Source organism: Klebsiella sp. HMSC16C06, from assembly GCF_001808325.1.
Classification (GTDB): Bacteria; Pseudomonadota; Gammaproteobacteria; order Enterobacterales; family Enterobacteriaceae; genus Klebsiella; species Klebsiella variicola.
Genome location: NZ_KV792988.1, coordinates 1 through 24935, shown reverse-complemented (window position 1 = coordinate 24935; position 24935 = coordinate 1). Strand labels below are relative to the sequence as shown.

Below are 24935 nucleotides of genomic sequence, written 5' to 3'. Positions count from 1 at the left end.
CGGGTGGCGGCTGCGCCTGACCCGGCCTACAAAACTGAAGCAGCAGGTCCGGCATGCGCAGCGCCGCCGGGCATTACAAAATACGCCGCTGCTGACGCTGCGCCTCGCGAGCGAGACGTTTCTTACGCGCGTCACACGGTTCCGGACAGTCGCAGACTTTCTCCAGCCCCAGCGACGAGATCCCGCCGCAGCTGCCCTGAATGCTCTTGCGCTTCACCAGGTAGCCCAGCGACATACCGAGGATCACCAGCGCAAAAATCACAAAGGTCGCGACAAATACCGTCAGCATCGTCAGCCTCCAAAGTCGTCGAGCATGATGTTCTCATCTTCGACGCCCAGGTCTTTGAGCATTTTTATCACCGCGGCGTTCATCACCGGCGGCCCGCACATATAGAATTCGCAGTCTTCCGGCGCCGGGTGGTCGCGCAGATAGTTTTCATACAGAACATTATGGATAAAGCCCGTATGCCCGGTCCAGTTATCTTCCGGCAGCGGATCGGAGAGCGCGACGTGGAAGGTAAAGTTAGGGTTGTCGCGCGCCAGCTGCTCGAACTCCTCATCGTAGAACATCTCGCGCAGCGAACGGGCGCCGTACCAGAAGCTGATTTTGCGCGTGCTGTGCAGCCGCTTGAGCTGATCAAAGATATGCGAGCGCATCGGCGCCATGCCGGCGCCGCCGCCGATAAACACCATCTCAGCGTCGGTCTCTTTAGCAAAGAACTCGCCGAACGGCCCGGAAATCGTCACCTTATCGCCAGGCTTCAGCGACCAGATATAGGACGACATGATCCCCGGCGGTGCATCCGGTACTTTCGGCGGCGGCGTCGCGATGCGCACGTTGAGCATAATGATGCCCTTCTCTTCCGGATAGTTAGCCATCGAGTAGGCGCGCAAGGTCGGTTCTTTCACCTCAGAGACATAGCGGAACAGATTGAATTTGTCCCAGTCTGAACGATATTCATCAGGAATATCAAAGTCGGCATAGGCCACTTTATGCGACGGGCATTCGATCTGAATATAGCCGCCGGCGCGGAACGGCACCGCTTCACCATCAGGCACCCGTAATTTGAGCTCTTTAATGAAGGTGGCTTTGTTATCGTTAGAGATAACCTCGCACTCCCATTTTTTCACGCCGAAAATCTCTTCCGGCAGCTCAATTTTCATATTCTGCTTCACCGCCACCTGGCAGGCCAGGCGGCACCCTTCTTTGGCTTCGCGTTTGGTGATATGCGAAAGCTCGGTCGGCAGAATATCGCCGCCGCCTTCTTTGATGGTCACCCGACACTGGCCGCAGGAGCCGCCGCCGCCGCAGGCGGAAGAGACGAAGATACCGTTGCTGGACAGCGTGTTCAGCAGTTTGTCACCCGCCGGGGTGCGGATCTGTTTATCCGCTTCGTTATTGATCTCAATAACCACGTCGCCCGCGTTCACCAGCTTTGAGCGCGCAGCCAGGATAAGCCCCGACAGCACCAGCACAATCAGCGTGAACATCACGACGCCAAGAATAATTTCCATACTTATTCGCCCTTATAGCTGCACGCCGGAGAAGGACATAAAGCCCAGCGCCATCAACCCGGTGGTGATAAAGGTGATCCCTAACCCGCGCAAGCCGGCGGGCACGTTGGCGTACTTCATTTTTTCGCGGATCCCCGCCATCGCCACGATCGCCAGCATCCAGCCGATGCCGGAGCCGAAGCCGTAGACGATGGATTCCGGGAAGTTGTAATCACGCTGCACCATGAACGACACGCCGCCGAAAATGGCGCAGTTAACGGCGATAAGCGGCAGGAAGATCCCTAACGCGTTATAGAGTGCCGGGAAGTACTTATCGAGGATCATCTCGAGGATCTGCACCAGCGCCGCAATCACTCCGATAAAGGTGATGAAGTTCAGGAAGCTGAGATCTACGCCTTCCACCAGCGCGCCGTCGCGCAGCACCAGGTTATAGACCAGGTTGTTGATTGGCACAGCAAGACCCAGCACCACCGTCACTGCGACGCCGAGGCCGAAGGCGGTGGAGACCTTTTTCGACACCGCGAGGAAGGTACACATCCCGAGGAAGAAGGCCAGCGCCATGTTCTCAACGAACACCGCGCGGACAAACAGGCTAATGTAATGAGCCATCATCGATTACTCCTTTTCCTGCTGCTCAGGCTTCCAGCTACGCAGGGCCCAGATCAGCAAACCGATAATGAAGAAGGCGCTCGGCGCCAGCAGGAACAGGCCGTTCGGCTGATACCAGCCGCCGTTCTGCACCGTCTCCAGCACCGTGATACCGAACAGCTTGCCGCTGCCGATAAGCTCGCGCAGGAAGCCGACGATTATCAGGATCGCGCCGTAACCGAGACCGTTACCGATACCATCCATAAAGCTGGCCAGCGGCGGCGATTTCATGGCGTAGGCTTCGGCGCGACCCATCACGATACAGTTGGTGATGATAAGCCCGACGAATACCGACAGCTGCTTAGAGGTCTCATAAGCGAAAGCCCGCAACAGCTGATCCACCACGATGACCAGCGAGGCGATGATCGCCATCTGCACGATGATGCGCACGCTATTGGGAATATGGTGGCGAATCATCGAGATAAACATGCTGGAGAACGCCGTCACCAGCGTCACCGCAATGGTCATCACGAAGGCGGTTTCCAGTTTAGTGGTTACCGCCAGCGCGGAGCAGACGCCCAGCACCTGCAGGGCGATGGGGTTGTTGGCGATGAGCGGCCCCACCAGCACGCGCTTCACCTCTTTCATATCGCTCTGTTCAGCCATTATTCAGCCCTCCCTCACGCACTTTTTTCAGGAACGGACCAAAGCCCAGTTCGCCCATCCAGAAATCAAAGCTGTGCTGCACGCCGTTAGACGTTAGCGTGGCGCCGGATAAACCGTCTACTGCATGCAGGTCACCGGCGCGCGCGCCGCCTTTCACCACCCGGAGTGCCGGCATGCCGTTGTCATCCAGCACCTGCTTGCCAATAAACTGCTGGCGCCAGTTCGGGTTCTCCACTTCGCCGCCCAGCCCCGGGGTTTCCCCCTGATCGTAATATGTAATGCCTTTCACCGTGCGGCCATCAACGTCCAGCGCCACAAAGGCATACATCATCGACCACAGGCCATTGCCGTAGATCGGCAGCACCATCTGCTCAATCTGTTGCTGCGCGTCGCGCACCAGATAAATTTCCGCCAGGTTGCTACGCCGCTTAATGCCGGCCGGATCCTGGCTGGCGTCCAGCGCGATGCTCTGCTGCGGATCCTTCAGCGCCTGGGCCTGATTAAATTTTGCCGGGTCTTTCTTCAGCAGCTCGCCGGTCGCCAGATTCACCAGTCGCGGCGAAATGCGCGCCGCGAAGGTTTCCGCTACCGCATCAGCATCCATCCCGGGCTGTATCAGGCCGGCGACGGCCAGGATATTGCGCTGTTTATCCAGCGCCCGCTGCGCCTGCTGGCGGGATTTCAGCCCCACAGCCGAGCCCGCCACCACGATGGAACAGACCAGACAAAGCACCAGCACCACCAGCAGCGTTTTGCCGATGCTATCGTTACTTTTCTTCTCAGCCACGCGACTTCCTCCGCTTAATATTGGCCTGCACCACCAGGTAATCGAACAGCGGTGCGAAGAGGTTGGCGAAGAGGATCGCCAGCATCATCCCTTCCGGATAGGCCGGGTTCACCACGCGGATCAGCACGCACATCACGCCGATCAGCACGCCGTAACTCCATTTCCCTTTATCGGTAAACGAGGCGGATACCGGGTCCGTCGCCATAAACATCATGCCGAAGGCAAAGCCGCCGAGCACCAGATGCCAGTACCACGGCATGGAGAACATCGGGTTGGTATCGGAGCCGATAACGTTAAACAGGGTGGCGGTGGCGATCATGCCGATCATCACCCCGGCGACGATGCGCCAGGACGCGACGCGGCCAAAGAGAATGATCGCGCCGCCGATCAGGATCATCAGCGTGGAGACTTCGCCAATTGAGCCGGGAATGTTGCCGAGGAAGGCGTCCATCCAGCTCACCGGGATGCCGGTCGCGACGTTAACCAGCGCTTCACCGCCGCCGCTGGCCCACTGGGAGAGCGGCGTGGCGCCGGAGAAACCGTCCGCCGCCGTCCACACGAGATCGCCGGAAATCTGCGCCGGGTAGGCGAAGAACAGGAACGCGCGCCCCGCCAGCGCCGGGTTGAGGAAGTTGCGCCCGGTACCGCCGAAAATCTCTTTGGCGATCACCACCCCAAAGGAGATCCCCAGCGCCGCCTGCCATAGCGGCAGCGTAGGCGGCACAATCAGCGCGAAGAGAATTGAGGTAACGAAAAAGCCTTCGTTGATCTCATGTTTGCGCACAATCGCGAACAGCACTTCCCAGAAGCCGCCGACGATAAAAACGGTGATATAGATCGGCAGGAAGAAGACCGCGCCCAGGGTCATCATGCTCAGCCAGCCGGCGTCAGCGCTGAAGCTGACCCCTAACCACTGGGCGACGCTGTAATGCCAGTTGTTGGCGATCACCTGCTGCAGCTGTTCGGCGCCGTACAGTTTGTGCAGCGCCGGAATGGTCTGCAGCCCAACGTTGTACATGCCCCAGAACATCGCCGGGAATACGGCAAACCACACGAGGATCATCATCCGCTTGAGGTCGATGGCGTCGCGCACGTGCGCCGCGCCGCGGGTGACCTGCCCCGGCGTGTAGAAGATGGTCGCCGCCGCTTCATACAGCGGGTAATATTTTTCCAGCTTGCCGCCATGCGTGAAATGCGGCTCAAGTTTCTCAATCAGGTGCTTTAAGCCCATCTCTTATCCTTCCTGCTCAATCTGGGTTAACACGCTGCGCAGCGCCGGACCGTATTCATATTTGCCCGGACAAACGTAGGTGCAGAGCGCCAGATCTTCTTCATCCAGCTCCAGACAGCCCAGCGCCTGGGCGCTATCGCTATCGCCGGCCAGCAGATCGCGCAGCAATATGGTCGGCAGAATATCCAGCGGCATGACCCGCTCATAGTTGCCAATCGGCACCATCGCCCGCTCGCCGCCGTTAGTATCCGTGGAGAAATGAAAGCGCTTGCGCTTGAAGAAATGGCCTAGCGTAGTGCGGGTAATCGAGAACTTCTCTTTGCCCGGCATCACCCAGCCAAACAGCTCTTTTTCCCGACCTTCGCGAACCACGCTCACCTGCAGATGGAAACGCCCGAGGAAAGCGTGGGGGCCGTGGGCGCGGGTACCGCTAAGTACCGAGCCGGAAATGACGCGGTTTTCCCCCTCCTCCAGCTCGCCCGCCAGCAGATCGTCCAGGCTGGCGCCCAGCGTCGTTTTGACCAGCCGCGGCGACTTCACCTGCGGGCCGCCGAGCGCAATCACCCGTTCGCAGTTCAGCTCACCTTCAAGGAAAAGCTGACCGATAGCGATCGCATCCTGATAATTGAGGTGCCAGACCTGTTTATTCAGGCTCACCGGCTCCAGAAAGTGAATATGGGTTCCCGGCAGCCCCGCCGGGTGCGGCCCGGAGAACTGATTAAAACAGACCTGGCCGGCAGGATGGCCGCCCAGCTTGCCGCCGCTGGGCTGACAGACGTGTACTTTCCCGTCGGTCAGACGCGTGAGCACGGTAAGACCGGCATCGAAGGCGGCACGCTCGGCCAGAATAATCGGCTGCGGCTCCGCCGCCAGCGGATTGGTATCCATGGCGTTGACAAAAATAGCGGCGGGCACGCTGCCCGGGCGCGGCGTTTTACTGAATGGCCGGGTGCGTAGCGCCGTCCACAGGCCCGAGGCCAGCAGCTGCTGCTGTACGGTGTCGCGCGGCAGCTCAGCCAGTGCGTCCGCGGCGTAACGGGTAAAGGCCACCGCGTCATTGCCCTCGATATCAATCACCACTGACTGTAAAACGCGCCGTTCACCGCGGTGGATGGCGCTGATAACCCCGCTCGCCGGGGCGGTAAAGTAGACGCCGGGGGTCTTTTTATCTTCGAACAGGATCTGACCTTTTTTGACCCGATCGCCCTCTTTGACCGCCATAGCGGGACGCATCCCGACGTACTCTTCGCCGAGTAGCGCGACGCGCTTCACCGCTGGCGCAGGAGAGATCTGCTGTAATGGCATGCCAGCTATGGGCAAATCCAGCCCTTTCGTGATTTTAATCATATCGTTAGCAGGTATCCGTAACCTCAACCCCGACGCAGGCCGGGGCCAGCTTATTGACAGAATGGCAGAGAAGAAAGGGCGAAACGGCGCCAGTGGCGCTCATGACGGAAGAGAAGCCTCCTTTCTTACTCTGGTGATGAACCGGCGCAAGTGTAACATTTCGTGAGCGGCGGCTGTAGCACGAGGGGCAATAAGTGCTTCTAAAATGCGAGCTATTGCGCAAAGTTCTGACTGTGTTTTCGCCGTAAGCGGGTTATAAAGTGAGGCTGAATTGTAAACGCCGCCACGTCGCCCTTGCGAAAAAATGCCGTGATGCTAATGTGAGCGCTCTAAATCCAGAAAACTCTGATTTCGGGTCTCTCTTGCCGTCCTGGCAATGTGGCTATTTTGTTTTATCAAGGAACAAGCAGTATGCGCAAAATCGCATTATTTATTGCGATGCTTCTGTTGCCGTGCGTGTCATTTGCCGGGCTGCTCAGCAGCAATAGCCCGACGACGCCGGTTAGCAAAGAATACAAGCAGCAATTAATGGGTTCACCGGTTTACATTGAGATCTTTAAAGAAGAGCGCATGCTCGACCTTTACGTCAAAATGGGTGAAACCTACCAGCTCCTCGACAGCTATCGGATCTGCAACTATTCCGGTGGCCTGGGTCCGAAACAGCGCCAGGGTGATTTCAAGAGTCCGGAAGGGTTCTATAGTGTCACCCGCAGCCAGCTCAAACCCGACAGCCGCTTCTATAAAGCCATTAACATCGGCTTCCCGAACGCCTACGATCGCGCCCATGGTTATGAAGGGAAATACCTGATGATCCATGGCGACTGCGTCTCAGTCGGCTGCTACGCCATGACCGACAGCGGGATCGATGAGATCTTCCAGTTTGTGACCGGCGCCTTAGTCTTCGGCCAGCCAAGCGTGCAGGTGAGTATCTATCCGTTCCGCATGACCAACGCCAATATGGAACGCCACAAATACTCCTACTATGCAGATTTCTGGAAACAGCTTAAGCCTGGCTATGACTATTTCCAGCAGACCCACAAACCGCCGATTGTGTCAGTGACCGACGGCCGCTATGTGGTAAGCAAGCCGCTCAGCCACGAGGTTGTTCAGCCGCAGCTGGCCTCAAACTACACGCTCCCCGAGACAAAATAACGCCCACTCGCCTGGCATGATCTTGTGCCAGGTTTCATTGGCCGTCAGCGGCTGCGTGGCGATAACCGTGACCACATCGTTGGGTGTGGTCTCGCGTTGAAAGTCGATCTCCACATCCTGGTCCAGCAGTTTTGCCACGCCAAACGGCGCCCGCCGGGTGATCCAGTGCAGATTGGTCGAGCAGAACGCCATCACGTAGCGCCCGTCCGACAGCAGCATGTTGAACACCCCTTTCTCACGCAGTTCACCCGCAAGGGTGGCGATATACTTGAAAACGCCCAGCATATTGCCCGGCGTGCGCGGATAGCGCTCGGTTAAACGGTGCAGCAGCCAGCAAAACGCTTTTTCACTGTCGGTTTCACCTACCGGATGGAAATTACCGGTTTTCAGCGATTTATAGCCTTTGAGCTGCCCGTTGTGCGCATAGGTCCAGTTGCGCCCCCACAGTTCGCGGGTGAAGGGATGGGTGTTCTCCAGGGCCACCATCCCGCGATTGGCCTGACGGATATGGGCGACGACGGAACAGGACTTAATCGGGTAATCCTGGACCAGTTTCGCGATCGGCGACTGAAAGCTCGGCTGCGGATCTTTGAATGTGCGACAGCCTTTGCCTTCATAGAAGGTAATGCCCCAGCCGTCTTTATGCGGCCCCGTCCCGCCCCCGCGCTGCACCAGCCCGGTAAAGCTAAAACAGATATCTGTTGGCACATTGGCGCTCATCCCGAGCAGTTCGCACATAGATCACCTCACCCTCACAAATCACGACGGCGCCAAAGCGAGGCCGCCGTCAACAGTACACACTCGCCTGCCTGTTAGCCTTTCACCATCTCTTTTTCGATCAGCATAATCAGGATATGGATCACTTTGATGTGGATCTCCTGGATGCGGTCGGCATAGCCAAAGTGCGGCACGCGTATTTCAACATCGGCGGAACCCGCCATTTTGCCGCCGTCTTTACCGGTCAGGGTGATCACTTTCATCCCCTGCGCCCGCGCGGCTTCAATGGCCTTGATCACGTTGCCGGAGTTACCTGACGTGGAGATGCCGAGCAGCACATCGCCCGCACGGCCGACGGATTCAACATAGCGGGAGAACACATACTCATAGCCAAAATCATTGCTCACGCAGGAGAGATGGCTGACGTCGGAGATCGCGATGGCCGGGTAACCCGGGCGGTTTTCGCGATAACGACCGGTCAGCTCTTCCGCAAAATGCATCGCATCGCAATGGGAACCGCCGTTACCACAGGACAGCACTTTCCCACCCGCCTTAAAGCTATCCGCCAACAGAACAGCGGCACGCTGGATAGCATGGATATTGGCTTCGTCCTGCAGAAAGTTAGCCAGCGTTTCCGCGGCTTCGTTCAGTTCGTTACGAATAAGATCCTGGTACATGAGGATAATCCTTCAGTATGAGTGGAATAACCCTGGCAGTGTACCGGATAGCCGCCGAAGCGAGAAGCAGCAGGCAGTGTTATCCCCCGCCCTTTTGATTTTATGTGCCGCTTTTGCATACAACAATGTGAGCGAGGTTGTAATTATTTTGTAAACACATTGCTAAATAAAAACGCATGCACTACAACCAATACATCACAAGTGGTCAGACCTCCTACAAGCTCAGGGAGCATTTCTCTATGATGATTTTGAGTATTGTTGCAACCGTCGTTTTACTCGGTGCGCTCTTCTATCACCGGGTCAGCCTGCTGCTCAGCAGTGTGATTTTGCTCGCCTGGACCGCGGCGCTCGGCGCGGCCGGACTGTGGAATATCTGGCTGCTGCTGCCGCTGGCCATTATTTTGTTGCCGTTCAACTTTGCCCCCATGCGTAAATCGATGATTTCCGCACCGGCATTTCGCGCTTTCCGCAAGGTGATGCCGCCGATGTCGCGTACGGAAAAAGAAGCCATCGACGCCGGCACCACCTGGTGGGAAGGCGATCTGTTCCGCGGCAACCCGGACTGGCACAAGCTGCATAACTATCCGCAGCCGCGCCTGACCGCCGAAGAGCAAGCTTTCCTTGACGGCCCGGTGGAAGAGGCCTGCCGGATGGCTAACGACTTCGCCATCACCCACGAAATGGCCGATCTGCCGCCCGAGCTATGGGCCTATCTGAAAGAGCACCGCTTCTTCGCGATGATTATCAAGAAAGAGTATGGCGGGCTTGAGTTCTCCGCTTACGCTCAGGCACGAGTGCTACAGAAACTTTCTGGCGTCTCCGGCATCCTGGCGATCACCGTCGGCGTCCCAAACTCGCTGGGCCCGGGCGAACTGCTGCAGCATTACGGTACCGAAGAACAGAAGAATCATTATCTGCCGCGTCTGGCGCGCGGCCTGGAAATCCCCTGCTTCGCACTGACCAGTCCGGAAGCGGGCTCTGACGCCGGCGCTATTCCGGATACCGGCGTGGTGTGCATGGGCGACTGGCAGGGTCAACAGGTGCTGGGGATGCGCCTGACCTGGAACAAACGCTATATCACGCTGGCGCCAATCGCCACCGTGCTGGGGCTGGCCTTCAAACTCTCTGACCCGGACCGTTTGCTGGGCGGCGAGGAAGAGCTGGGCATCACCTGCGCGCTGATCCCCACCTCAACGCCGGGCGTGGAAATTGGCCGTCGCCACTTCCCGCTGAACGTCCCGTTCCAGAACGGCCCAACCCGCGGCAAGGATATCTTCGTGCCGATCGATTACATCATCGGCGGCCCGAGCATGGCCGGTCAGGGCTGGCGCATGCTGGTTGAATGTCTGTCCGTGGGCCGCGGTATTACCCTGCCTTCCAACGCCACCGGCGGCCTGAAATCCGTCGCCATGGCGACCGGCGCCTACGCCCACATTCGCCGTCAGTTCAAAATATCGATCGGCAAAATGGAAGGGATTGAAGAGGCGCTGGCGCGCATCGCGGGTAACGCCTATGTGATGGACGCCGCGGCGTCGCTGATCACCTACGGCATTATGCTCGGCGAGAAACCGGCAGTGCTGTCCGCGATTGTGAAATATCACTGTACCCACCGCGGCCAGCGCTCCATTATCGACGCGATGGATATTACCGGCGGGAAAGGCATTATGCTGGGCGAAGGTAACTTCCTCGCCCGGGCTTACCAGGGCGCGCCGATCGCCATCACCGTTGAAGGCGCAAACATTCTGACCCGCAGCATGATGATCTTCGGTCAGGGGGCTATTCGCTGCCACCCTTACGTGCTGGAAGAGATGGCCGCCGCGCAGAATAACGACCTGAACGCCTACGATAAGCTGCTGTTCAAACACATCGGCCATGTCGGCAGTAACAAAGTCCGGAGTTTCTGGCTGGGCCTGACCGGCGGACGCACCAGCAGCGCGCCGACCCGTGACGCCACCCGTCGCTACTATCAGCAAATGAACCGTCTGAGTGCCAACCTCGCGCTGCTGTCAGACGTGTCGATGGCGGTACTGGGCGGCAGCCTCAAGCGTCGCGAACGTATCTCCGCGCGTCTGGGGGATGTGTTAAGCCAGCTGTATCTGGCCTCCGCGGTGCTGAAACGCTATGACGATGAAGGACGCAATGAAGCCGATCTGCCGCTGGTTCACTGGGGAGTGCAGGATGCGCTGCACCAGGCCGAACAGGCCATCGACGATCTGCTGAAAAACTTCCCCAACCGTCTGGTGGCAGGTGCGATGCGTGTGGCCATCTTCCCGACCGGGCGTCATCATCATGCGCCGTCGGATAAGCTGGACCATAAAGTCGCTAAAATTCTGCAGGTGCCCAGCGCCACTCGCTCCCGCATCGGTCGCGGTCAGTACCTGACGCCGAGCGAGCATAACCCGGTTGGTCTGCTGGAAGAGGCCCTGCTGGAAGTGATGGCGGCCGATCCTATCCACCAGCGGATCTGCAAAGAGTTGGGTAAAAACCTGCCGTTCACCCGTCTGGATGAGCTGGCACACAACGCGCTGGCCAAAGGATTAATAAATCAGGAAGAAGCCGCTATTCTGACCCGCGCAGAGCACAGTCGCCTGCGCAGCATCAACGTCGACGACTTTGCGCCAGAGGAGCTGGCGACAAAGCCGGTAAAGCTGCCGGAAAAAGTTCGCAAAGTTGAAGCCGCATAATAAAACAATCACCACATCACACGCCGGGCGGGGAATTTTCCCCGCCTTTTTTTCGTCCCCCCCTCCTCCGTGGCTGCTGTCAGTAGCATTTTTTTAACAAAATATTCCGCTGACCGCCGCGAGGCTGATATGGTGTTACAGTTAACCTAACCCCCTCATGAGAATGGAGTTGACCATTGTGCCTGGCCTGAAAATTACGCTGTTGCAACAACCGCTGGTCTGGATGGACGGCCCTGCCAACCTGCGCCATTTTGATCGCCAACTGGAAGGGATTATTGGGCGCGATGTCATTGTTTTACCGGAGATGTTCACCACCGGCTTTGCCATGGAAGCGGCAAAACAGTCTTTACCCGAAGCCGACGTGGTGGAGTGGATGCATGCCCGGGCCGCGCAAACCCAGGCGCTGATTGCCGGCAGCGCAGCGCTGCAAACCGAACACGGCGCTGTTAACCGCTTCCTGCTGGTCGAGCCCGACGGTACGGTGCACCATTATGATAAACGGCACTTGTTCCGTATGGCCGATGAACACCATCATTATGAGGCTGGTGACCGACGCGTGGTCTTTGAATGGCGCGGATGGCGTATCCTGCCGCTGGTCTGTTACGACCTGCGCTTTCCGGTATGGTCGCGTAATCTGAACGACTATGATTTGGCGCTGTATGTTGCCAACTGGCCGGCGCCGCGCTCCCTGCACTGGCAGTCGCTGCTGGTCGCCCGCGCTATCGAGAACCAGGCCTATGTCGCCGGCTGTAACCGGGTCGGTACTGACGGTAACGGCCATCATTACCGCGGCGATAGCCGGATTATCAGTCCCCAGGGGGAGATTGTCGCCACTGCCGATCCGCATCAGGCCACCCGTCTTGATGCCGAATTGTCGCTGGCTGCCCTCCAGGAATATCGCGAAAAATTTCCCGCCTGGCGCGATGCCGATCCTTTTACCCTCGGTTAATCTCCTTCCGCTTTCTTCCTCATTCAGCAGGTAAAGAAAGCGGGATTTCGCCCGCCAGCGCACCGCAGAATATTTGCCGGGCGCCATTCATTTCTGTTCTACACTCATTAAAAGACCCCACAACCAAATGGGCGGAGATCACCTTCAACTCACTTCTGCGTTGTAAATCATGAATTTTCTGTTGCTGGCGTGTTTTGTTAAACAACGCTGAGCGTTGGCGTAAGAATATTATGTGAGCGTAAAAGAAAATGGATAATAATAATCTGCTGTTGATTGAAAAACGGCTGGTCACCCGCTTTCTCGATATGTTTATTCGGTTTGGGCTTATTCTGGCGCTGGCCTCATTCTGTTTTACCGTCTTTTCTCCCTTTATCAATATGATGCTCTGGGCGCTGATCCTCGCCGTGGCGCTCTATCCCTTACATCAATATTTTGCCGGATTGTTAGCGGGCAAACAGGGACTGGCGTCAGTGGTGCTGGTGTTGTTAGGTATTTTACTGATCGTCATCCCCACGGTGCTGATGATCACCTCGCTGGCGGAAAGCGCCAGCGCCATGATAGACAAGATGGGCAGCCAGAGCTTTACCATTCCCCCGCCCTCCTCGCGCATTGCCGCGTTACCGATCATTGGCGAACGGCTTAGCGCCCTGTGGATGAGAGCTTCCGTCGATCTCCCGGGACTGCTCAGTAATTACCGCTCGCAAATCGGCGACATTGCCAAACAGTTTCTCAGTATTTTGGCCAGCATGGGCGGCGGGCTGATTGGCTTTATTATTTCGTTTATCGTCTCGGGAATTATGATGGCCTGGGGCGCAGCGGGCGCCATCAGCGCCCAGCGTATTGCCATCCGTATTACCGATGAAAATAAAGGCGTGACCCTCACCCGCCTGTGCACCAGCACCATCCGCGCGGTCGCCCAGGGCGTCATCGGGGTGGCATTGATCCAGGCGCTGCTGGTCGGCGTGATCATGCTGATGGCCAGCATTCCCGCCGTCGGGATCTTCTTTATTCTGGCCCTGATCCTCGGCATTGCCCAGGTGCCGGTGATCCTGGTGACGGCCCCGGCCATTGCGCTAATGTGGAGTCTCGGCACCCACAGTACCGGCATGGATATCTTCTACACCATCCTGCTGATCGTCGCCGGCATGGCCGATAACGTCCTCAAACCTCTGCTGCTGGGGCGCGGAGTCGACGCGCCAATGCCGGTAGTGCTGCTGGGCGCCCTCGGCGGAATGGCCTCTAACGGCATTCTCGGTATGTTTCTCGGCGCCACCCTGCTGGCCATCGGTTATCGGATCTTCATGACCTGGGTAAATGAAGGGCAACCCGCCCTGCCGCAGGATAAATAACCTCAAGGGAGCGTTATGCTCCCTTAATTCATTCCATAAACATTCGTACCGCGCACCAGACCAGCAGCAGCGCCAGCAGCAGATTTAACCCTCTTCCATGGCGTTCGAACACCGGCTGAAACAGATGACCGGCCAGCGCCCAGCAAAGATTGCCGGCAACGCCTATTACTGATAGCAACAGGCTTATCATCACCAGCCAGAATGGCTCGCGAGTCACTGGCAGAACAAAGGTCGACAGGGCCGTGATGCCGTACAGGATAATTTTTACATTCACAAACTGCAGCCCCAGGCTGGCCCAGAAGCTGACAGGCCGCTCCTCCTGCCCACCGCTGGCCGGGTCGCTGCGGGCAATGTGCCAGGCCAGCCACAGGATATACCCTGCGCCGACCCAGCGTAGCAGGGAGGTTATCCCCTCATCCAGGGTAACGAGAGTGAACGTCAGCCCGGCACAAATCAGCATGATGATCACAAACCCCAGGCTCATGCCGGCCAGAACCCGCATGCTCCGTCGAAAGCCGTGCGCGGTGACGCTGCTCAGCGCCAGAATATTATTCGGCCCGGGCGTCAGGGCGGTGATCAGGGTGTAAGTTAAAAAGGCGCTAATCAGGGTAGGTGTCACGTGTTTTCTCCTCTTGACTGGCAGACAGTACCCGAAGCTGATAATTTAAAAAAATGAATGTTTTTTCATTCTGAATTCGAGAATGTCGATATAAAGAGGAAATATGGATCTGCGACGCTTTATCACCTTCAAAACGGTTGTCGAAGAAGGATCCTTTCTGCGCGCCTCGCAGAAACTGTGCTGCACCCAGTCCACCGTAACCTTTCATATCCAGCAGCTTGAGCAGGAGCTTGCCATCCCGCTGTTTGAGAAAATTGGCCGACGGATGTGTCTCACCGCCGCCGGTAAAAATGTCCTGCCGCACGTCTACGACTTGACCAAAGTAATGGTGTCGATTCGCCAGGCGGCGCGCCAGGACGATGAACCCGGCGGCGAACTTCGCGTCGCCACTGGTGAAACCCTGCTGGCGTACAAAATGCCGCCGGTGCTGCAGCGTTTTAAGCAACGCGCCCCGAAGGTCCGCCTGTCACTGCAGTCACTCAATTGCTACAGCATCCGTGATGCGCTGCTCGCTGACGAAGTCGACCTGGGGGTGTTTTACCGGGTTGGCAACGATGATGCGCTCACCATGATGGAACTTGGCCCGCAGCCGCTGGCGCTGGTCGCGTCAGTCGATCAGGCGCCGGTCGACTTCCTGCGCCCGCGGCAGCATATCCCATTGAGCTTTATCATCAACGAACCCCAGTGCGTGTTCCGGCAGATTTTTGAAAGTACCCTGCGCCAGCGCGGCATTACCATGGAGAACACCATCGAACTGTGGAGTATTGAAAGCATCAAGCAGTGCGTGGCGGGCAATCTGGGGGTGAGTTTTCTGCCGCGCTTTGCGGTAGAGGAGGAACTCAAACGCGGGACGCTGGTCGAGCTGCCGTTCAGCGAGACGCCGCTGACGATCCATGCGCTCTGCGCCCATCACGCCGGGAAAGCAATCAGTCCGGCGATGCGGGTATTCATGCAGTGTATGCAGGAGGAACAAGAGGCGCGCTGAAATTCGGCGACGAAAACGACGAAATCCTGAATCATTGCTGACTCAGGCTTTCTGAATAGTGGCGGAACGGACGGGACTCGAACCCGCGACCCCCTGCGTGACAGGCAGGTATTCTAACCGACTGAACTACCGCTCCGCGTTGTTGTTCCGTTGGGAACGAGGCGAATATTACGGATTCCCCTCTACCCCGTCAACGCTTTTTCTACCGTTTTGAATCGTTTGCTGCAAAAATCGCCCACCCGTCTACTTTTAATCCATTTTAGTGGTTATCAGGCACGCCACAGGCAGCTTCCGCCTTTCTTTTGTACCAGATCGAGGCGCGATTCATGGTTCACCAGTTCTTCATCAGAGGCATAAACCACCCGTAACTGGCTGGCGGCGCGGACGACGCGCTGAATGCCCATCTCTCCCGCCTGCTGCTGGCTTTCGCCTTCCATAGAAAACGCCATCGACGTCTGACCGCCGGTCATCATCAAATAGACATCGGCCAGAATCTGGGCATCGAGTAATGCCCCGTGCAGCGTACGCTTGCTGTTATCTATTTCGTAGCGCGAACATAACGCATCCAGACTGTTGCGCTTGCCGGGGAACATTTTCCGCGCCAGTGCCAGACTGTCGGTGATTTTACAAAAGGTCTCGGTTTTTCCAATGCCGCGGTTCAGCTTCCCGAACTCATAATCCATAAAGCCGATATCGAACGAGGCGTTATGGATCACCAGCTCCGCGCCGCGGATGTAATCCATAAACTCATCAGCCACGTCGGCAAAGGTGGGTTTGTCCAGCAGGAACTCATCGGCGATCCCGTGCACGCCGAATGCTTCAGGATCCACCAGCCGATCGGGCTTCAGATAGACATGGAAATTGTTACCGGTCAGGCGGCGGTTGATCACCTCCACCGCGCCGATCTCAATGATCTTGTGTCCTTCGTAGTGCGCCCCGATCTGGTTCATACCGGTGGTTTCGGTATCGAGAACAATCTGGCGCGTAATTGCAGTGCTCATAGCGGTCATTTATGTCAGACTTATCGTTTACAAATCGATTTCAATTACAGGAAGTCTACCAGAGATGCTCAAACAGGTAGAAATTTTCACCGACGGCTCTTGCCTGGGAAATCCAGGACCCGGCGGTTACGGCGCCATCATGCGCTACCGCCAGCACGAAAAAACCTTTAGCGCCGGCTACCGTCTGACCACCAATAACCGCATGGAACTGATGGCGGCAATCGTCGCTCTCGAGGCGTTAAAAGAGCATTGTGAGGTGGTGCTCAGCACCGACAGCCAGTATGTCCGCCAGGGGATCACCCAGTGGATCCACAACTGGAAAAAGCGCGGCTGGAAAACGGCAGAGAAAAAACCGGTAAAGAATGTCGACCTCTGGCAGCGGCTGGATGCTGCGCTTGGCCAGCATAAGATCAAATGGGAGTGGGTGAAGGGCCACGCCGGCCATCCAGAAAACGAACGCTGCGACGAGCTGGCCCGCGCGGCGGCCTCCCATCCCACTCAGGACGACATCGGCTACCAGCCGGAGAGCTAATTCTGCCCCTTGCGCCACTGCCGGGTGGCGCCGACTGCCGGCCGCAGCTGGGTTTTCGCTTTACCGGATTTCATCGGATTGAGCGTCAGCGGAATGGTCCGTTTGCGGGCGACAATCAATTGCAAACAGCCCAGCGCTGGCAGATGGGTGCTCAGCAGTTTGCCGCCGTGGCGCGACCAGGGTAAAACCTGATAACGCCCATAGTGCAGCACTTCAAAGTTGAGTAGCGACAGCCAGTCCAGCTGGCGCATCAGCGTAAACATACGGCTATTATAAGGCGTACCGTTGCGCAGGAGCGGCACCAGCTTACGCAACCCCATCAGGCTGACCGGATTAAACCCGGTCAGGATCATCCAGCCATCATCGATCAGTACACGATCGGCTTCCCGCAGCAGACGATGCGGATCGCTACACCACGGCAGGGTGTGCGCCAGCAGGCAGGCGTCGACGGACTTTTCGGCAAAGGGTAAATGCAGCGGATCGGCCCGAACCTGCATCGGATTTCCTGCCAGCGAGACATTGACCTGGTGCGAGATGGCGCAAGCTTCAGTATTGATTTCCGCGCTCAGATTGCCAATCTTAAGCAGATGAAAGCCATATAATTTAGCCAGCCACGGTTTCATCTGCTGCTCCAGCGTTTCGCGATAGTATTCGCCCCACGGCATACTGGACCAATGCTCAGGCGCTGTCACTGTGTGAGGTATCCTTGCCGGCTTCATTGCCACCTTCCGCTACGCTTTAGAGGTAATTTATGAATCTTATCAGTATTCCCGCGTTTCAGGACAACTACATCTGGGTTCTCAGTGAGAATAACGGCCGCTGCATCATCGTTGACCCAGGCGAAGCCGCGCCGGTTCTGGCGGCCATTGAGGAAAACCAATGGCAGCCCGAAGCCATTTTACTAACCCATCACCATCAGGATCACGTCGGCGGCGTAAAACAATTACGTGAAAAATTCCCTTCTATAGTGGTTTACGGGCCGGCGGAAACCCAGGATAAGGGAGTCACTCAGGTGGTAGGCGATGGCGATCGGCTGTCAATTCTCGGGCACGATTTTTCCATTTTCTCTACGCCAGGTCACACATTAGGACATATCTGTTACTACAGTGAACCTTATCTGTTCTGTGGCGACACAATGTTCTCCGGCGGCTGCGGAAGGCTCTTCGAAGGTACTGCAGAGCAGATGTATCAATCATTTATGAAAATTAACGCCCTTCCTGAAGAAACCCTCATATGTTGCGCACATGAATATACGTTAGCGAATATGAAGTTTGCATTGAGTATCCTGCCAGATGATAGGGACATAAACGATTACTATCATAAAGTTAATGAGTTACGTGCAAAAAAACAAAAAACACTACCCGTAACTCTGAAAAATGAGCGTCGTATAAATTTATTTTTACGCGTAAATGATATTGATTTAATTGATAAAATTAACCAAGAAACAAATTTGCAACACTCTGTGGCGCGATTTGCATGGTTAAGGTCAAAGAAAGACGACTTCTGATATTTAATTCTTGTCATCGGCCAACTTCGCCGTTATCCTTGGTCGTCTTTTAAGCAACTATTGACACACACATGAAGGCACGAGCGATATTACTCGCCTCTGTCCTGCTGGTGGGGTGCCAGGCGTCTAAGCACGATGGCACCGTCGAACAGCGAGCACAGAGCCTTTCTGCGGCTGGTCAAGGGGAAGCAGGTAAGTTCACAAGTCAAGCGCGCTGGTTAGATGATGGAACCTTCTACGCGCAAGACCAGGATCTGTGGACTTCCATAGGCGACGAGCTAAAGATGGGAATACCGGATAATCCCCGGATTCGCGAACAGAAACAGAAGTACTTAAGAAATAAGAGCTATCTCCACGATGTAACTTTACGGGCAGAGCCGTATATGTACTGGATAGCCGGGCAGGTTAAGAAACGTAACATGCCAATGGAACTGGTATTACTACCCATAGTGGAGAGCGCTTTTGACCCACACGCGACGTCTGGCGCCAATGCCGCAGGCATTTGGCAGATCATTCCGAGCACAGGGCGCAATTATGGTTTAAAACAGACCCGCAGTTACGATGCGCGTCGTGACGTCGTCGCATCTACTACCGCGGCGCTGGACATGATGCAACGTCTGAACAAAATGTTCGACGGCGACTGGTTATTAACGGTCGCAGCCTATAACAGCGGCGAAGGTCGGGTCATGAAAGCAGTAAAAGCGAACCGTTCGCGTGGTAAACCCACCGATTTCTGGTCGCTGTCTCTGCCGCATGAAACGAAAATCTACGTACCGAAAATGCTGGCGTTGAGCGACATTCTCAAAAACAGCAAGCGTTACGGCGTAAAGCTGCCTACGGCCGATGAAAGCCGTGCGCTGGCGCGCGTTCGCCTCGACAGCCCGGTTGATATTTCTCAGCTCGCGGACATGGCAGGAATGCCGGTCAGCAAACTGAAAACCTTCAACGCTGGCGTAAAGGGGTCAACGCTGGGCGCTAGCGGGCCAAAGTACGTCATGGTGCCACAGAAGCACGCCGCTCAGCTGCGTGAATCGCTGGCCTCTGGCGACATTGCTGCCGTGCAGCCAACGCAGCTCGCGGACAATACGCCGCTGACCAGCCGTAGCTATAAGGTACGCTCTGGCGACACGATTTCCGGGATTGCTTCGCGTCTCGGCGTCACGACCCGGGATTTGCAGCAGTGGAACAATCTGCGCGGTTCAGGGTTAAAAGTCGGGCAGAGTCTGGTTGTCGGCGCAGGTAGCAGCGCACAGCGCCTGGCGAACAACAGCGATAGCATCACCTATCGTGTTCGCAAAGGTGATTCGCTGTCGAGCATCGCCAAGCGTCACGGTGTTAATATTCGCGACGTGATGCGCTGGAACAGCGATACCGACAATCTGCGGCCTGGCGATCAGCTAACGCTATTTGTGAAAAACAGCGATCGACCAGAGTCCTGATACGTCAGGATTCGATAAAAAGGCACCGACTTCCCCGGTGCCTTTTTTGTTGCCCGTATTAAACCGCTTTATGCGCTTCGAACAGGATGGTATCGCTGGTAAACGACCCGTCCTGCTGTAATTCGAAGTAGGCTTTGACCTCCGCCGAAGCGCTCTGCTGATATAAGCGAATCGCTTCTACCAGCGCCTCTGGGGTGCGCATCCGCGCCACCCATGAGCTGAACTCCAGCGGCAGGCGATCGGTCGATAAATGATTAATCACCAGGCCTGCGTCATTGGCCAGCGCCAACCACTCGCCGCTGGAATAATTACGCACGTGCGAGGTATCGCGCAGCGCTTCCACGGTCTGCAACCAGACATCACGTACCGGATGACCCGGTGACATCACGTCCATTATGATCATCACCCCGCCCGGCTTGAGAACACGTTTCACCTCACGCAGCGCCTGGCCGACATCATGCCAGTGGTGCGCGGAGTAGCGGCTAATCACCACATCAAAGCTGGCATCAGCGAACGGCAGCGTTTCAGCGTACCCCTGCTGGGTCACGATATTGCTAAAGCCTTTCTCTTTTGCCGCCGCGGTAACCACTTCCAGCATCTGGCTTGATAAATCATAGGCGGTCACCTCCGCAACCTGTCCCGCCGCGGTAAAGCTGGCGTGCCCTGCCCCGCAGCCCATATCCAGCACTTTCGCCTGAGGGAAATCGGCAAGCCGTTCCGCCAGCCGCTGCAGATCGCGCCCGGAGGCGTGCACGGCGCTGGTCAAATAGGCGCTGGCCTGGGAGCCGAACTGCTTTTCGACGTTGTCATGGTGAGAGCGTGTTGTCATTGTGTTGTCCTTCGGTTGTGTGAGTAATTTAGGGCAGCATCGTGCTGAACGCAGACCTGCCCGATGGCAGGCCTGACATACCTTAAATTAATCAGGCTTGCCGGGACTGAATTCGACTAGTAGCGGGTTGTGATCGGAGGCGCGGGTCATCAGCACGGAAGCATCGTGCACGCTTAACCCACGATAGAACACAAAATCGAGCGGACGACCAAACGCACGGCGGCGCTGATCGTCAGAGAAACGAACTTCGCGTAACGACATCTCACGCGCAAAGCGGTACAGCGCGTTCATTCGCGGCCGGCTCCAGGCATTGAAGTCCCCGGCCATAATCACCGGCCCGCTGTGATGGGCAATCTGATCGCCGATCGGCAGCAACTGCTTGCTGTAGACATCGACGCCAAGGCTAAAGTTGACCGCATGGATGTTGACCACCATCAGCAGCCGCGCATCGGGCAGCGGATAAACGGTCACTAAGGCCGATTTCGGCAATCGCAAAATAGGCTCGCGCTCGCGCAGCGGACAGCAATAGATGGGGTGAGCAGAGGCCAGCGTCATCACGCCGGAAGGATGCTGCGGCAATACCAGCGCCGGCACCTGATCGGCGGCCAGATAGTTTGAAGTCGCGAACCTGACCAGTTCTGGGGTGGTTTGCGCCTCCTGCAACAGGACCAAATGCGCATCTTTGCCGAAATTTTTGAGGACCGACTGCCACTCTGCACGCTGCTGCTTGAAGATATTCCATACCAGCACGCGGATCTTTTCATCGCTGCTTAACGGCGTGCCGGCAGGATAAACCGGACTCACGCCCGCAAACGCCCCCGGAGGCAATATCCTCTCCGCAGGTTGTCCGGCGACGTAGCGCATGGCATAGGTATTCTTTCGCAATTTGGGCATCAATCCTCAATAACAGAAACCAGCCCAACAACGACTGGTTCTTCTGTTATAGGGATTTTCCCATCCACTTTCAATGCAATTTGCGATAAACCCTTAGCCTTCGAGAGAAACCGCTGCCGAACGGCGCGGCGATTTATCTAAACGACCGCTCAGCACCACCAACAGCAGGGCGACCAGCACAATCACCGCACCAATCCACGGCGTCTGCGCCAGACCATACCGTTCAACCGTCAGCCCGCCGACGATGGACCCCAGCGCAATACCAATATTGAAGGCGGCAATATTCAGGCCGGAAGCGACGTCGACGGCGCCAGGCGTATACTGTTCGGCTTTTTGCACCACGTATACCTGCAGACCCGGCACGTTGCCGAAGGCGAAAATACCCATTACCAGCACCGTTGCCAGCGCAGCATAGTGGATGCTGGCGGTCAACTGGAAGACCAGCAGCAGCACAACCAGCGCGGCGAAGATAAACTTCAGCGCGGAGACGGCGCCATGCTTATCGGCCAGTTTGCCTCCCCACACATTGCCAATAGCGACCGAGACACCGTAGCCCAACAGGATCCAGCTAACCGCAGACGGACTGAAACCGGCCAGCTCCTGCATCATCGGAGCAAGAAAAGTAAAGGCGGTAAATACGCCGCCATAGCCCAGCGCGGTAATGGCGTAGATCATCAGCAGGCGAGGATGAGTTAAGACTTTCATCTGATCGCGCAGGCTGGCGCTGGCGCGGCCCGGAATATTATTCGGTACCAGAAGCAGACTGCTGATAAGCGCAATCACGCCCAGAATCGATACCGCGAGGAACGTTTCCCGCCAGCCAAAATGCTGACCGATGAACGTCCCGAAAGGCACCCCGGTGACCAGCGCGACCGTCAGGCCGCCGAACATGATAGCAATGGCCGAGGCGGCTTTCTCTTTTGCCACCAGGCTGGTGGCGATTGTCGAGCCAATAGAGAAGAACACGCCGTGTGCCAGACCGGTCAGCAATCGCGCCAGGATCAGTGTTTCATAGCCCGGGGCCTGCCAGGCCAGCACATTACCCGCCGTAAACAGGACCATCAACGCCAGCAGCAGCTGTTTACGCGGCATACGCCCCGTTAACGCCGTCAGCACCGGAGCGCCAATCGCCACGCCCAGCGCGTAGATAGAGACCAGCAGTCCCGCCGAAGGCAGAGAGATAGAGAGTTGTTGCGCGATAGTCGGGACCAGGCCGACAATCACAAATTCAGTGGTGCCAATTGCGAAGGCACCGATAGTTAAGGCAAATAGCGCCAGTGGCATAATTTACTCCGTAGCATCAGGATTAAGATGACACGTAGTATGAAGGGTTGTATAAATAACAAAAACTATCAAAGTATCAATAGAATTTTGCTACAGGTGCAATAATGAGAGCCACATCAGAGGAGATCGCCATCTTTGTGGCGGTGGTGGAAAGCGGAAGTTTCAGCCGGGCGGCCGAGCAGCTCGGACAGGCCAACTCTGCCGTCAGCCGGGCGGTCAAGAAGCTGGAATCAAAGCTAGGCGTAAGCCTGCTCAATCGGACCACCCGCCAGCTCAGTCTGACGGAGGAAGGCGAGCGCTATTTTCGCCGGATGCAGGTGGTCTTGCAGGAAATGGCGGCAGCAGAGAATGACCTGCTGGAAACGCGCACAACGCCGCGGGGCCTGCTGCGGGTGGATGCCGCGACGCCGGTGATGCTGCATTTTCTCATGCCGCTGGTGAAGCCATTTCGCGAGCGCTACCCGGAAATGACGCTGTCGCTCGTCTCTTCAGAGACGTTTATTAACCTGATTGAACGAAAAGTGGATGTGGCCATTCGGGCCGGGACCTTAACGGATTCCAGCCTGCGCGCCCGACCGCTATTTACCAGCTATCGTAAGATCGTCGCCTCGCCAGACTATGTCGCGCGCTACGGTATGCCGCAGCATCCGTCAGATCTGAAACAGCATCACTGCCTCGGGTTCACCGAGCCGGTATCGCTGAATACCTGGCCTGTCTCCTGTTGCGATGGTCAGCTGTTAGAGATCGAATCGGCGGTGTCATCCAACAGCGGCGAAACGCTCAAGCAGCTGTGCCTGACCGGTAACGGTATTGCCTGTTTGTCGGATTATATGGTGGATAAAGAAATTGCCAGCGGAGAGTTTGTGGAGTTACTTGCCGACAAACGCTTGCCGGTGGAGATGCCATTCAGTGCGGTGTACTACAGCGACAGAGCCGTCAGCACGCGCATCAGGGCATTTATTGACTTTCTAAGTGAGCACGTCAAACAGCTCCCGAAGGAGCTGTCGTAATATCGTCTCAGACGGCAGTGCGAACGGCATGCCGAAAGCGGGAGATTAATCCCACTGTGGAGCCAGACCTTCCGGACTCACCAGACGATCGTTGCAGTCGAGTGCGGCAATCGCTTTACGATCTTCATCATCCAGCTGCAGATCCTGCGCTTTCAGGTTGCTGGCCAGATTGTCACGTTTGGTGGACGATGGGATAACCGCATAGCCTTCGCCCATTGCCCATGCCAGAATAACCTGCGCCGGGGTCGCACCATGTTTCGCCGCGATGCGGGCAATCACTTCATCTTTCAGTGCTTTACCGTAGGCCAGCGTCATGTAAGAGGTGATATGGATGCCGTGCTCACGCGCCCAATCGACCACTTTACGGTTTTGCAGATACGGCGAGAGCTCAATCTGGTTAGTCGCGATATTCTCAGCTCCAACGGCGGCAATCGCGCGCTCCATCAGTGGAATAGTGAAGTTGGAGATACCGATCTGACGGGTCAGACCCAGCTTCTTCGCTTCCATCAGGGCTGCCATAAACTCTTCAACAGCTACCGCATCGTTCGGTGACGGCCAGTGGATCAGCGTGAGATCAACATAGTCAGTGCGCAGCTTCTGCAGGCTCTCTTTCAGGCTGGCGATGAGTTTGTCTTTGCTCAGGTTTTCGATCCAGATTTTGGTCGTGATGAACAGCTCATCACGCGGCACGCCGCTTTCGGCGATGGCCTGGCCTACCGCGGCTTCGTTGTCATAGATTTGCGCGGTGTCGATAGCACGATAGCCCAGCTCCAGCGCGGTTTTTACGGATGCGATAACAACATCATCTTTCAGACGGAAGGTGCCAAGACCAAATGCAGGGATTGCCATGATTTTCCTCGTTATTTCTTCATTTCGGTTAACGGATGAAATTATGGCTGATGGTGTGGAGGAGAAAAAGAGCGATTAATGCAGAGGATTTTTGCTGAATTAGCAATAATAGAGAACAGATCAAACAAAAAAGCCCTGAACAAATGCTCAGGGCTCTTAATAAGTGGCGGAACGGACGGGACTCGAACCCGCGACCCCCTGCGTGACAGGCAGGTATTCTAACCGACTGAACTACCGCTCCACCGAATTTCTTCGCTTTATTACCACCGGTTGTCACCCCGGCTTACTGCAATTTGATGCCTGGCAGTTCCCTACTCTCACATG

General features: G+C 56.5%; 25 protein-coding genes and 2 tRNA genes. 9 read left to right on the top strand and 18 right to left on the bottom strand.

Translation table 11 applies throughout. From position 1 onward, the window contains the following. Positions 1 to 73: 73 nt before the first annotated feature. The 7 genes from nqrM to HMPREF3142_RS04800 are packed head-to-tail and all read right to left on the bottom strand — an operon-like array spanning position 74 to position 6134. Positions 74 to 289: a (Na+)-NQR maturation NqrM gene (gene nqrM / locus HMPREF3142_RS04830; protein ID WP_004204638.1), complete on the bottom strand. Its 216-nt coding sequence runs from the start codon at positions 287 to 289 to the stop codon at positions 74 to 76. A 2-nt stretch (positions 290 to 291) separates the two neighbouring features. Next, positions 292 to 1515 (bottom strand): NADH:ubiquinone reductase (Na(+)-transporting) subunit F, encoded by a 1224-nt coding sequence (gene nqrF / locus HMPREF3142_RS04825; protein WP_012542790.1) that lies wholly within the window; start codon positions 1513 to 1515, stop codon positions 292 to 294. Between the two features lie 12 nt (positions 1516 to 1527). Beyond that, positions 1528 to 2124 (bottom strand): NADH:ubiquinone reductase (Na(+)-transporting) subunit E, encoded by a 597-nt coding sequence (gene nqrE / locus HMPREF3142_RS04820; protein WP_004177335.1) that lies wholly within the window; start codon positions 2122 to 2124, stop codon positions 1528 to 1530. 6 nt (positions 2125 to 2130) lie between these two features. After that, complete coding sequence (locus tag HMPREF3142_RS04815) at positions 2131 to 2769, bottom strand: NADH:ubiquinone reductase (Na(+)-transporting) subunit D (protein ID WP_002889716.1); 639 nt, start codon at positions 2767 to 2769, stop codon at positions 2131 to 2133. After that, positions 2762 to 3556, bottom strand: coding sequence for a Na(+)-translocating NADH-quinone reductase subunit C (locus HMPREF3142_RS04810; protein WP_023322100.1), 795 nt, complete (start codon positions 3554 to 3556; stop codon positions 2762 to 2764). The genes HMPREF3142_RS04815 and HMPREF3142_RS04810 overlap by 8 nt, the downstream gene beginning before the upstream one ends. Further along, positions 3549 to 4787 carry an NADH:ubiquinone reductase (Na(+)-transporting) subunit B gene (locus HMPREF3142_RS04805; RefSeq protein ID WP_012968885.1) on the bottom strand — a complete coding sequence of 413 codons (1239 nt, stop codon included), beginning with the start codon at positions 4785 to 4787 and terminating at the stop codon, positions 3549 to 3551. The genes HMPREF3142_RS04810 and HMPREF3142_RS04805 overlap by 8 nt, the downstream gene beginning before the upstream one ends. Positions 4788 to 4790: 3 nt before the next feature. Next, positions 4791 to 6134: a Na(+)-translocating NADH-quinone reductase subunit A gene (locus tag HMPREF3142_RS04800; RefSeq protein ID WP_032739120.1), complete on the bottom strand. Its 1344-nt coding sequence runs from the start codon at positions 6132 to 6134 to the stop codon at positions 4791 to 4793. 411 nt (positions 6135 to 6545) lie between these two features. Between HMPREF3142_RS04800 and dpaA the strand changes: the two genes are divergently transcribed. Next, the gene (dpaA, locus tag HMPREF3142_RS04790; protein ID WP_008805263.1) at positions 6546 to 7286 is read left to right on the top strand and encodes a peptidoglycan meso-diaminopimelic acid protein amidase; all 741 of its coding nucleotides are present in this window, start codon (positions 6546 to 6548) and stop codon (positions 7284 to 7286) included. On the opposite strand, the gene HMPREF3142_RS04785 is transcribed toward dpaA, so the two are convergent. Together HMPREF3142_RS04785 and lpcA are read right to left on the bottom strand one after the other, a co-directional pair. Further along, positions 7257 to 8024 (bottom strand): class II glutamine amidotransferase, encoded by a 768-nt coding sequence (locus HMPREF3142_RS04785; RefSeq protein WP_008805262.1) that lies wholly within the window; start codon positions 8022 to 8024, stop codon positions 7257 to 7259. The two genes, dpaA and HMPREF3142_RS04785, sit on opposite strands and share 30 nt — an antisense overlap. A 74-nt stretch (positions 8025 to 8098) precedes the next feature. Then, on the bottom strand, positions 8099 to 8680 hold the full coding sequence (gene lpcA / locus HMPREF3142_RS04780; RefSeq protein ID WP_008805261.1) for a D-sedoheptulose 7-phosphate isomerase: 582 nt from the start codon (positions 8678 to 8680) through the stop codon (positions 8099 to 8101). 239 nt (positions 8681 to 8919) lie between these two features. On the opposite strand from lpcA, the gene fadE reads away from it, so the two are divergent. The 3 genes from fadE (at position 8920) to HMPREF3142_RS04765 (ending at position 13662) form a co-directional block, all read left to right on the top strand. Next, positions 8920 to 11364 carry an acyl-CoA dehydrogenase FadE gene (gene fadE, locus HMPREF3142_RS04775; RefSeq protein ID WP_012968887.1) on the top strand — a complete coding sequence of 815 codons (2445 nt, stop codon included), beginning with the start codon at positions 8920 to 8922 and terminating at the stop codon, positions 11362 to 11364. A gap of 178 nt (positions 11365 to 11542) precedes the next feature. Next, positions 11543 to 12313, top strand: coding sequence for an amidohydrolase (locus tag HMPREF3142_RS04770; RefSeq protein ID WP_016160335.1), 771 nt, complete (start codon positions 11543 to 11545; stop codon positions 12311 to 12313). A 248-nt stretch (positions 12314 to 12561) separates the two neighbouring features. Beyond that, entirely contained in the window at positions 12562 to 13662 is a 1101-nt protein-coding gene (locus HMPREF3142_RS04765; RefSeq protein WP_012542797.1) for an AI-2E family transporter, read from the top strand. 28 nt (positions 13663 to 13690) lie between these two features. Here the strand turns inward: HMPREF3142_RS04765 and eamB are convergent, their stop codons facing one another. Further along, the gene (gene eamB / locus HMPREF3142_RS04760) at positions 13691 to 14281 is read right to left on the bottom strand and encodes a cysteine/O-acetylserine transporter (RefSeq protein ID WP_004204623.1); all 591 of its coding nucleotides are present in this window, start codon (positions 14279 to 14281) and stop codon (positions 13691 to 13693) included. Between the two features lie 103 nt (positions 14282 to 14384). Between eamB and HMPREF3142_RS04755 the strand changes: the two genes are divergently transcribed. Next, entirely contained in the window at positions 14385 to 15266 is an 882-nt protein-coding gene (locus tag HMPREF3142_RS04755) for a LysR family transcriptional regulator (protein WP_070611698.1), read from the top strand. Between the two features lie 59 nt (positions 15267 to 15325). On the opposite strand, the gene HMPREF3142_RS04750 is transcribed toward HMPREF3142_RS04755, so the two are convergent. Both HMPREF3142_RS04750 and dnaQ read right to left on the bottom strand, forming a co-directional pair. Continuing rightward, positions 15326 to 15402, bottom strand: a tRNA-Asp gene (locus HMPREF3142_RS04750). Between the two features lie 133 nt (positions 15403 to 15535). After that, complete coding sequence (dnaQ, locus tag HMPREF3142_RS04745; protein ID WP_004204621.1) at positions 15536 to 16267, bottom strand: DNA polymerase III subunit epsilon; 732 nt, start codon at positions 16265 to 16267, stop codon at positions 15536 to 15538. A 64-nt stretch (positions 16268 to 16331) separates the two neighbouring features. Between dnaQ and rnhA the strand changes: the two genes are divergently transcribed. Beyond that, the gene (gene rnhA / locus HMPREF3142_RS04740) at positions 16332 to 16799 is read left to right on the top strand and encodes a ribonuclease HI (RefSeq protein ID WP_004204620.1); all 468 of its coding nucleotides are present in this window, start codon (positions 16332 to 16334) and stop codon (positions 16797 to 16799) included. Here rnhA and HMPREF3142_RS04735 read toward each other — a convergent pair. After that, positions 16796 to 17518 (bottom strand): class I SAM-dependent methyltransferase, encoded by a 723-nt coding sequence (locus tag HMPREF3142_RS04735; RefSeq protein WP_012968892.1) that lies wholly within the window; start codon positions 17516 to 17518, stop codon positions 16796 to 16798. The genes rnhA and HMPREF3142_RS04735 overlap by 4 nt on opposite strands. A gap of 32 nt (positions 17519 to 17550) precedes the next feature. On the opposite strand from HMPREF3142_RS04735, the gene gloB reads away from it, so the two are divergent. Next, a complete protein-coding gene (gene gloB, locus HMPREF3142_RS04730; RefSeq protein ID WP_008805253.1) occupies positions 17551 to 18306 on the top strand; it encodes a hydroxyacylglutathione hydrolase in 756 nt (251 codons plus the stop codon). Between the two features lie 71 nt (positions 18307 to 18377). Continuing rightward, on the top strand, positions 18378 to 19745 hold the full coding sequence (mltD, locus tag HMPREF3142_RS04725) for a murein transglycosylase D (RefSeq protein ID WP_008805252.1): 1368 nt from the start codon (positions 18378 to 18380) through the stop codon (positions 19743 to 19745). Between the two features lie 58 nt (positions 19746 to 19803). On the opposite strand, the gene HMPREF3142_RS04720 is transcribed toward mltD, so the two are convergent. The 3 genes from HMPREF3142_RS04720 to HMPREF3142_RS04710 form a co-directional block, all read right to left on the bottom strand. Further along, positions 19804 to 20574, bottom strand: coding sequence for a class I SAM-dependent methyltransferase (locus HMPREF3142_RS04720; RefSeq protein WP_008805251.1), 771 nt, complete (start codon positions 20572 to 20574; stop codon positions 19804 to 19806). 87 nt (positions 20575 to 20661) lie between these two features. Continuing rightward, on the bottom strand, positions 20662 to 21459 hold the full coding sequence (locus tag HMPREF3142_RS04715; protein ID WP_077270027.1) for an endonuclease/exonuclease/phosphatase family protein: 798 nt from the start codon (positions 21457 to 21459) through the stop codon (positions 20662 to 20664). 102 nt (positions 21460 to 21561) lie between these two features. Next, complete coding sequence (locus HMPREF3142_RS04710; RefSeq protein WP_070611695.1) at positions 21562 to 22752, bottom strand: MFS transporter; 1191 nt, start codon at positions 22750 to 22752, stop codon at positions 21562 to 21564. Between the two features lie 104 nt (positions 22753 to 22856). Here HMPREF3142_RS04710 and yafC point away from each other — a divergent pair, with 104 nt between their 5' ends. Beyond that, on the top strand, positions 22857 to 23762 hold the full coding sequence (yafC, locus tag HMPREF3142_RS04705) for a DNA-binding transcriptional regulator YafC (protein WP_008805249.1): 906 nt from the start codon (positions 22857 to 22859) through the stop codon (positions 23760 to 23762). 45 nt (positions 23763 to 23807) lie between these two features. On the opposite strand, the gene dkgB is transcribed toward yafC, so the two are convergent. Together dkgB and HMPREF3142_RS04695 are read right to left on the bottom strand one after the other, a co-directional pair. Then, positions 23808 to 24611 (bottom strand): 2,5-didehydrogluconate reductase DkgB, encoded by an 804-nt coding sequence (gene dkgB, locus HMPREF3142_RS04700; protein WP_012542802.1) that lies wholly within the window; start codon positions 24609 to 24611, stop codon positions 23808 to 23810. Positions 24612 to 24775: 164 nt separating this feature from the next. After that, a tRNA-Asp gene (locus HMPREF3142_RS04695) sits at positions 24776 to 24852 on the bottom strand. Positions 24853 to 24935 lie beyond the last annotated feature (83 nt).

Bases quoted from the DNA above. Each gene is read 5' to 3' on its own strand.
- nqrM (WP_004204638.1), bottom strand. From the start codon at position 289: ATGCTGACGGTATTTGTCGCGACCTTTGTGATTTTTGCGCTGGTGATC.
- nqrF (WP_012542790.1), bottom strand. From the start codon at position 1,515: ATGGAAATTATTCTTGGCGTCGTGATGTTCACGCTGATTGTGCTGGTG.
- nqrE (WP_004177335.1), bottom strand. From the start codon at position 2,124: ATGGCTCATTACATTAGCCTGTTTGTCCGCGCGGTGTTCGTTGAGAAC.
- HMPREF3142_RS04815 (WP_002889716.1), bottom strand. From the start codon at position 2,769: ATGGCTGAACAGAGCGATATGAAAGAGGTGAAGCGCGTGCTGGTGGGG.
- HMPREF3142_RS04805 (WP_012968885.1), bottom strand. From the start codon at position 4,787: ATGGGCTTAAAGCACCTGATTGAGAAACTTGAGCCGCATTTCACGCAT.
- HMPREF3142_RS04800 (WP_032739120.1), bottom strand. From the start codon at position 6,134: ATGATTAAAATCACGAAAGGGCTGGATTTGCCCATAGCTGGCATGCCA.
- dpaA (WP_008805263.1), top strand. From the start codon at position 6,546: ATGCGCAAAATCGCATTATTTATTGCGATGCTTCTGTTGCCGTGCGTG.
- HMPREF3142_RS04785 (WP_008805262.1), bottom strand. From the start codon at position 8,024: ATGTGCGAACTGCTCGGGATGAGCGCCAATGTGCCAACAGATATCTGT.
- lpcA (WP_008805261.1), bottom strand. From the start codon at position 8,680: ATGTACCAGGATCTTATTCGTAACGAACTGAACGAAGCCGCGGAAACG.
- fadE (WP_012968887.1), top strand. From the start codon at position 8,920: ATGATGATTTTGAGTATTGTTGCAACCGTCGTTTTACTCGGTGCGCTC.
- HMPREF3142_RS04765 (WP_012542797.1), top strand. From the start codon at position 12,562: ATGGATAATAATAATCTGCTGTTGATTGAAAAACGGCTGGTCACCCGC.
- HMPREF3142_RS04755 (WP_070611698.1), top strand. From the start codon at position 14,385: ATGGATCTGCGACGCTTTATCACCTTCAAAACGGTTGTCGAAGAAGGA.
- dnaQ (WP_004204621.1), bottom strand. From the start codon at position 16,267: ATGAGCACTGCAATTACGCGCCAGATTGTTCTCGATACCGAAACCACC.
- rnhA (WP_004204620.1), top strand. From the start codon at position 16,332: ATGCTCAAACAGGTAGAAATTTTCACCGACGGCTCTTGCCTGGGAAAT.
- HMPREF3142_RS04735 (WP_012968892.1), bottom strand. From the start codon at position 17,518: ATGAAGCCGGCAAGGATACCTCACACAGTGACAGCGCCTGAGCATTGG.
- gloB (WP_008805253.1), top strand. From the start codon at position 17,551: ATGAATCTTATCAGTATTCCCGCGTTTCAGGACAACTACATCTGGGTT.
- mltD (WP_008805252.1), top strand. From the start codon at position 18,378: ATGAAGGCACGAGCGATATTACTCGCCTCTGTCCTGCTGGTGGGGTGC.
- HMPREF3142_RS04720 (WP_008805251.1), bottom strand. From the start codon at position 20,574: ATGACAACACGCTCTCACCATGACAACGTCGAAAAGCAGTTCGGCTCC.
- HMPREF3142_RS04710 (WP_070611695.1), bottom strand. From the start codon at position 22,752: ATGCCACTGGCGCTATTTGCCTTAACTATCGGTGCCTTCGCAATTGGC.
- yafC (WP_008805249.1), top strand. From the start codon at position 22,857: ATGAGAGCCACATCAGAGGAGATCGCCATCTTTGTGGCGGTGGTGGAA.
- dkgB (WP_012542802.1), bottom strand. From the start codon at position 24,611: ATGGCAATCCCTGCATTTGGTCTTGGCACCTTCCGTCTGAAAGATGAT.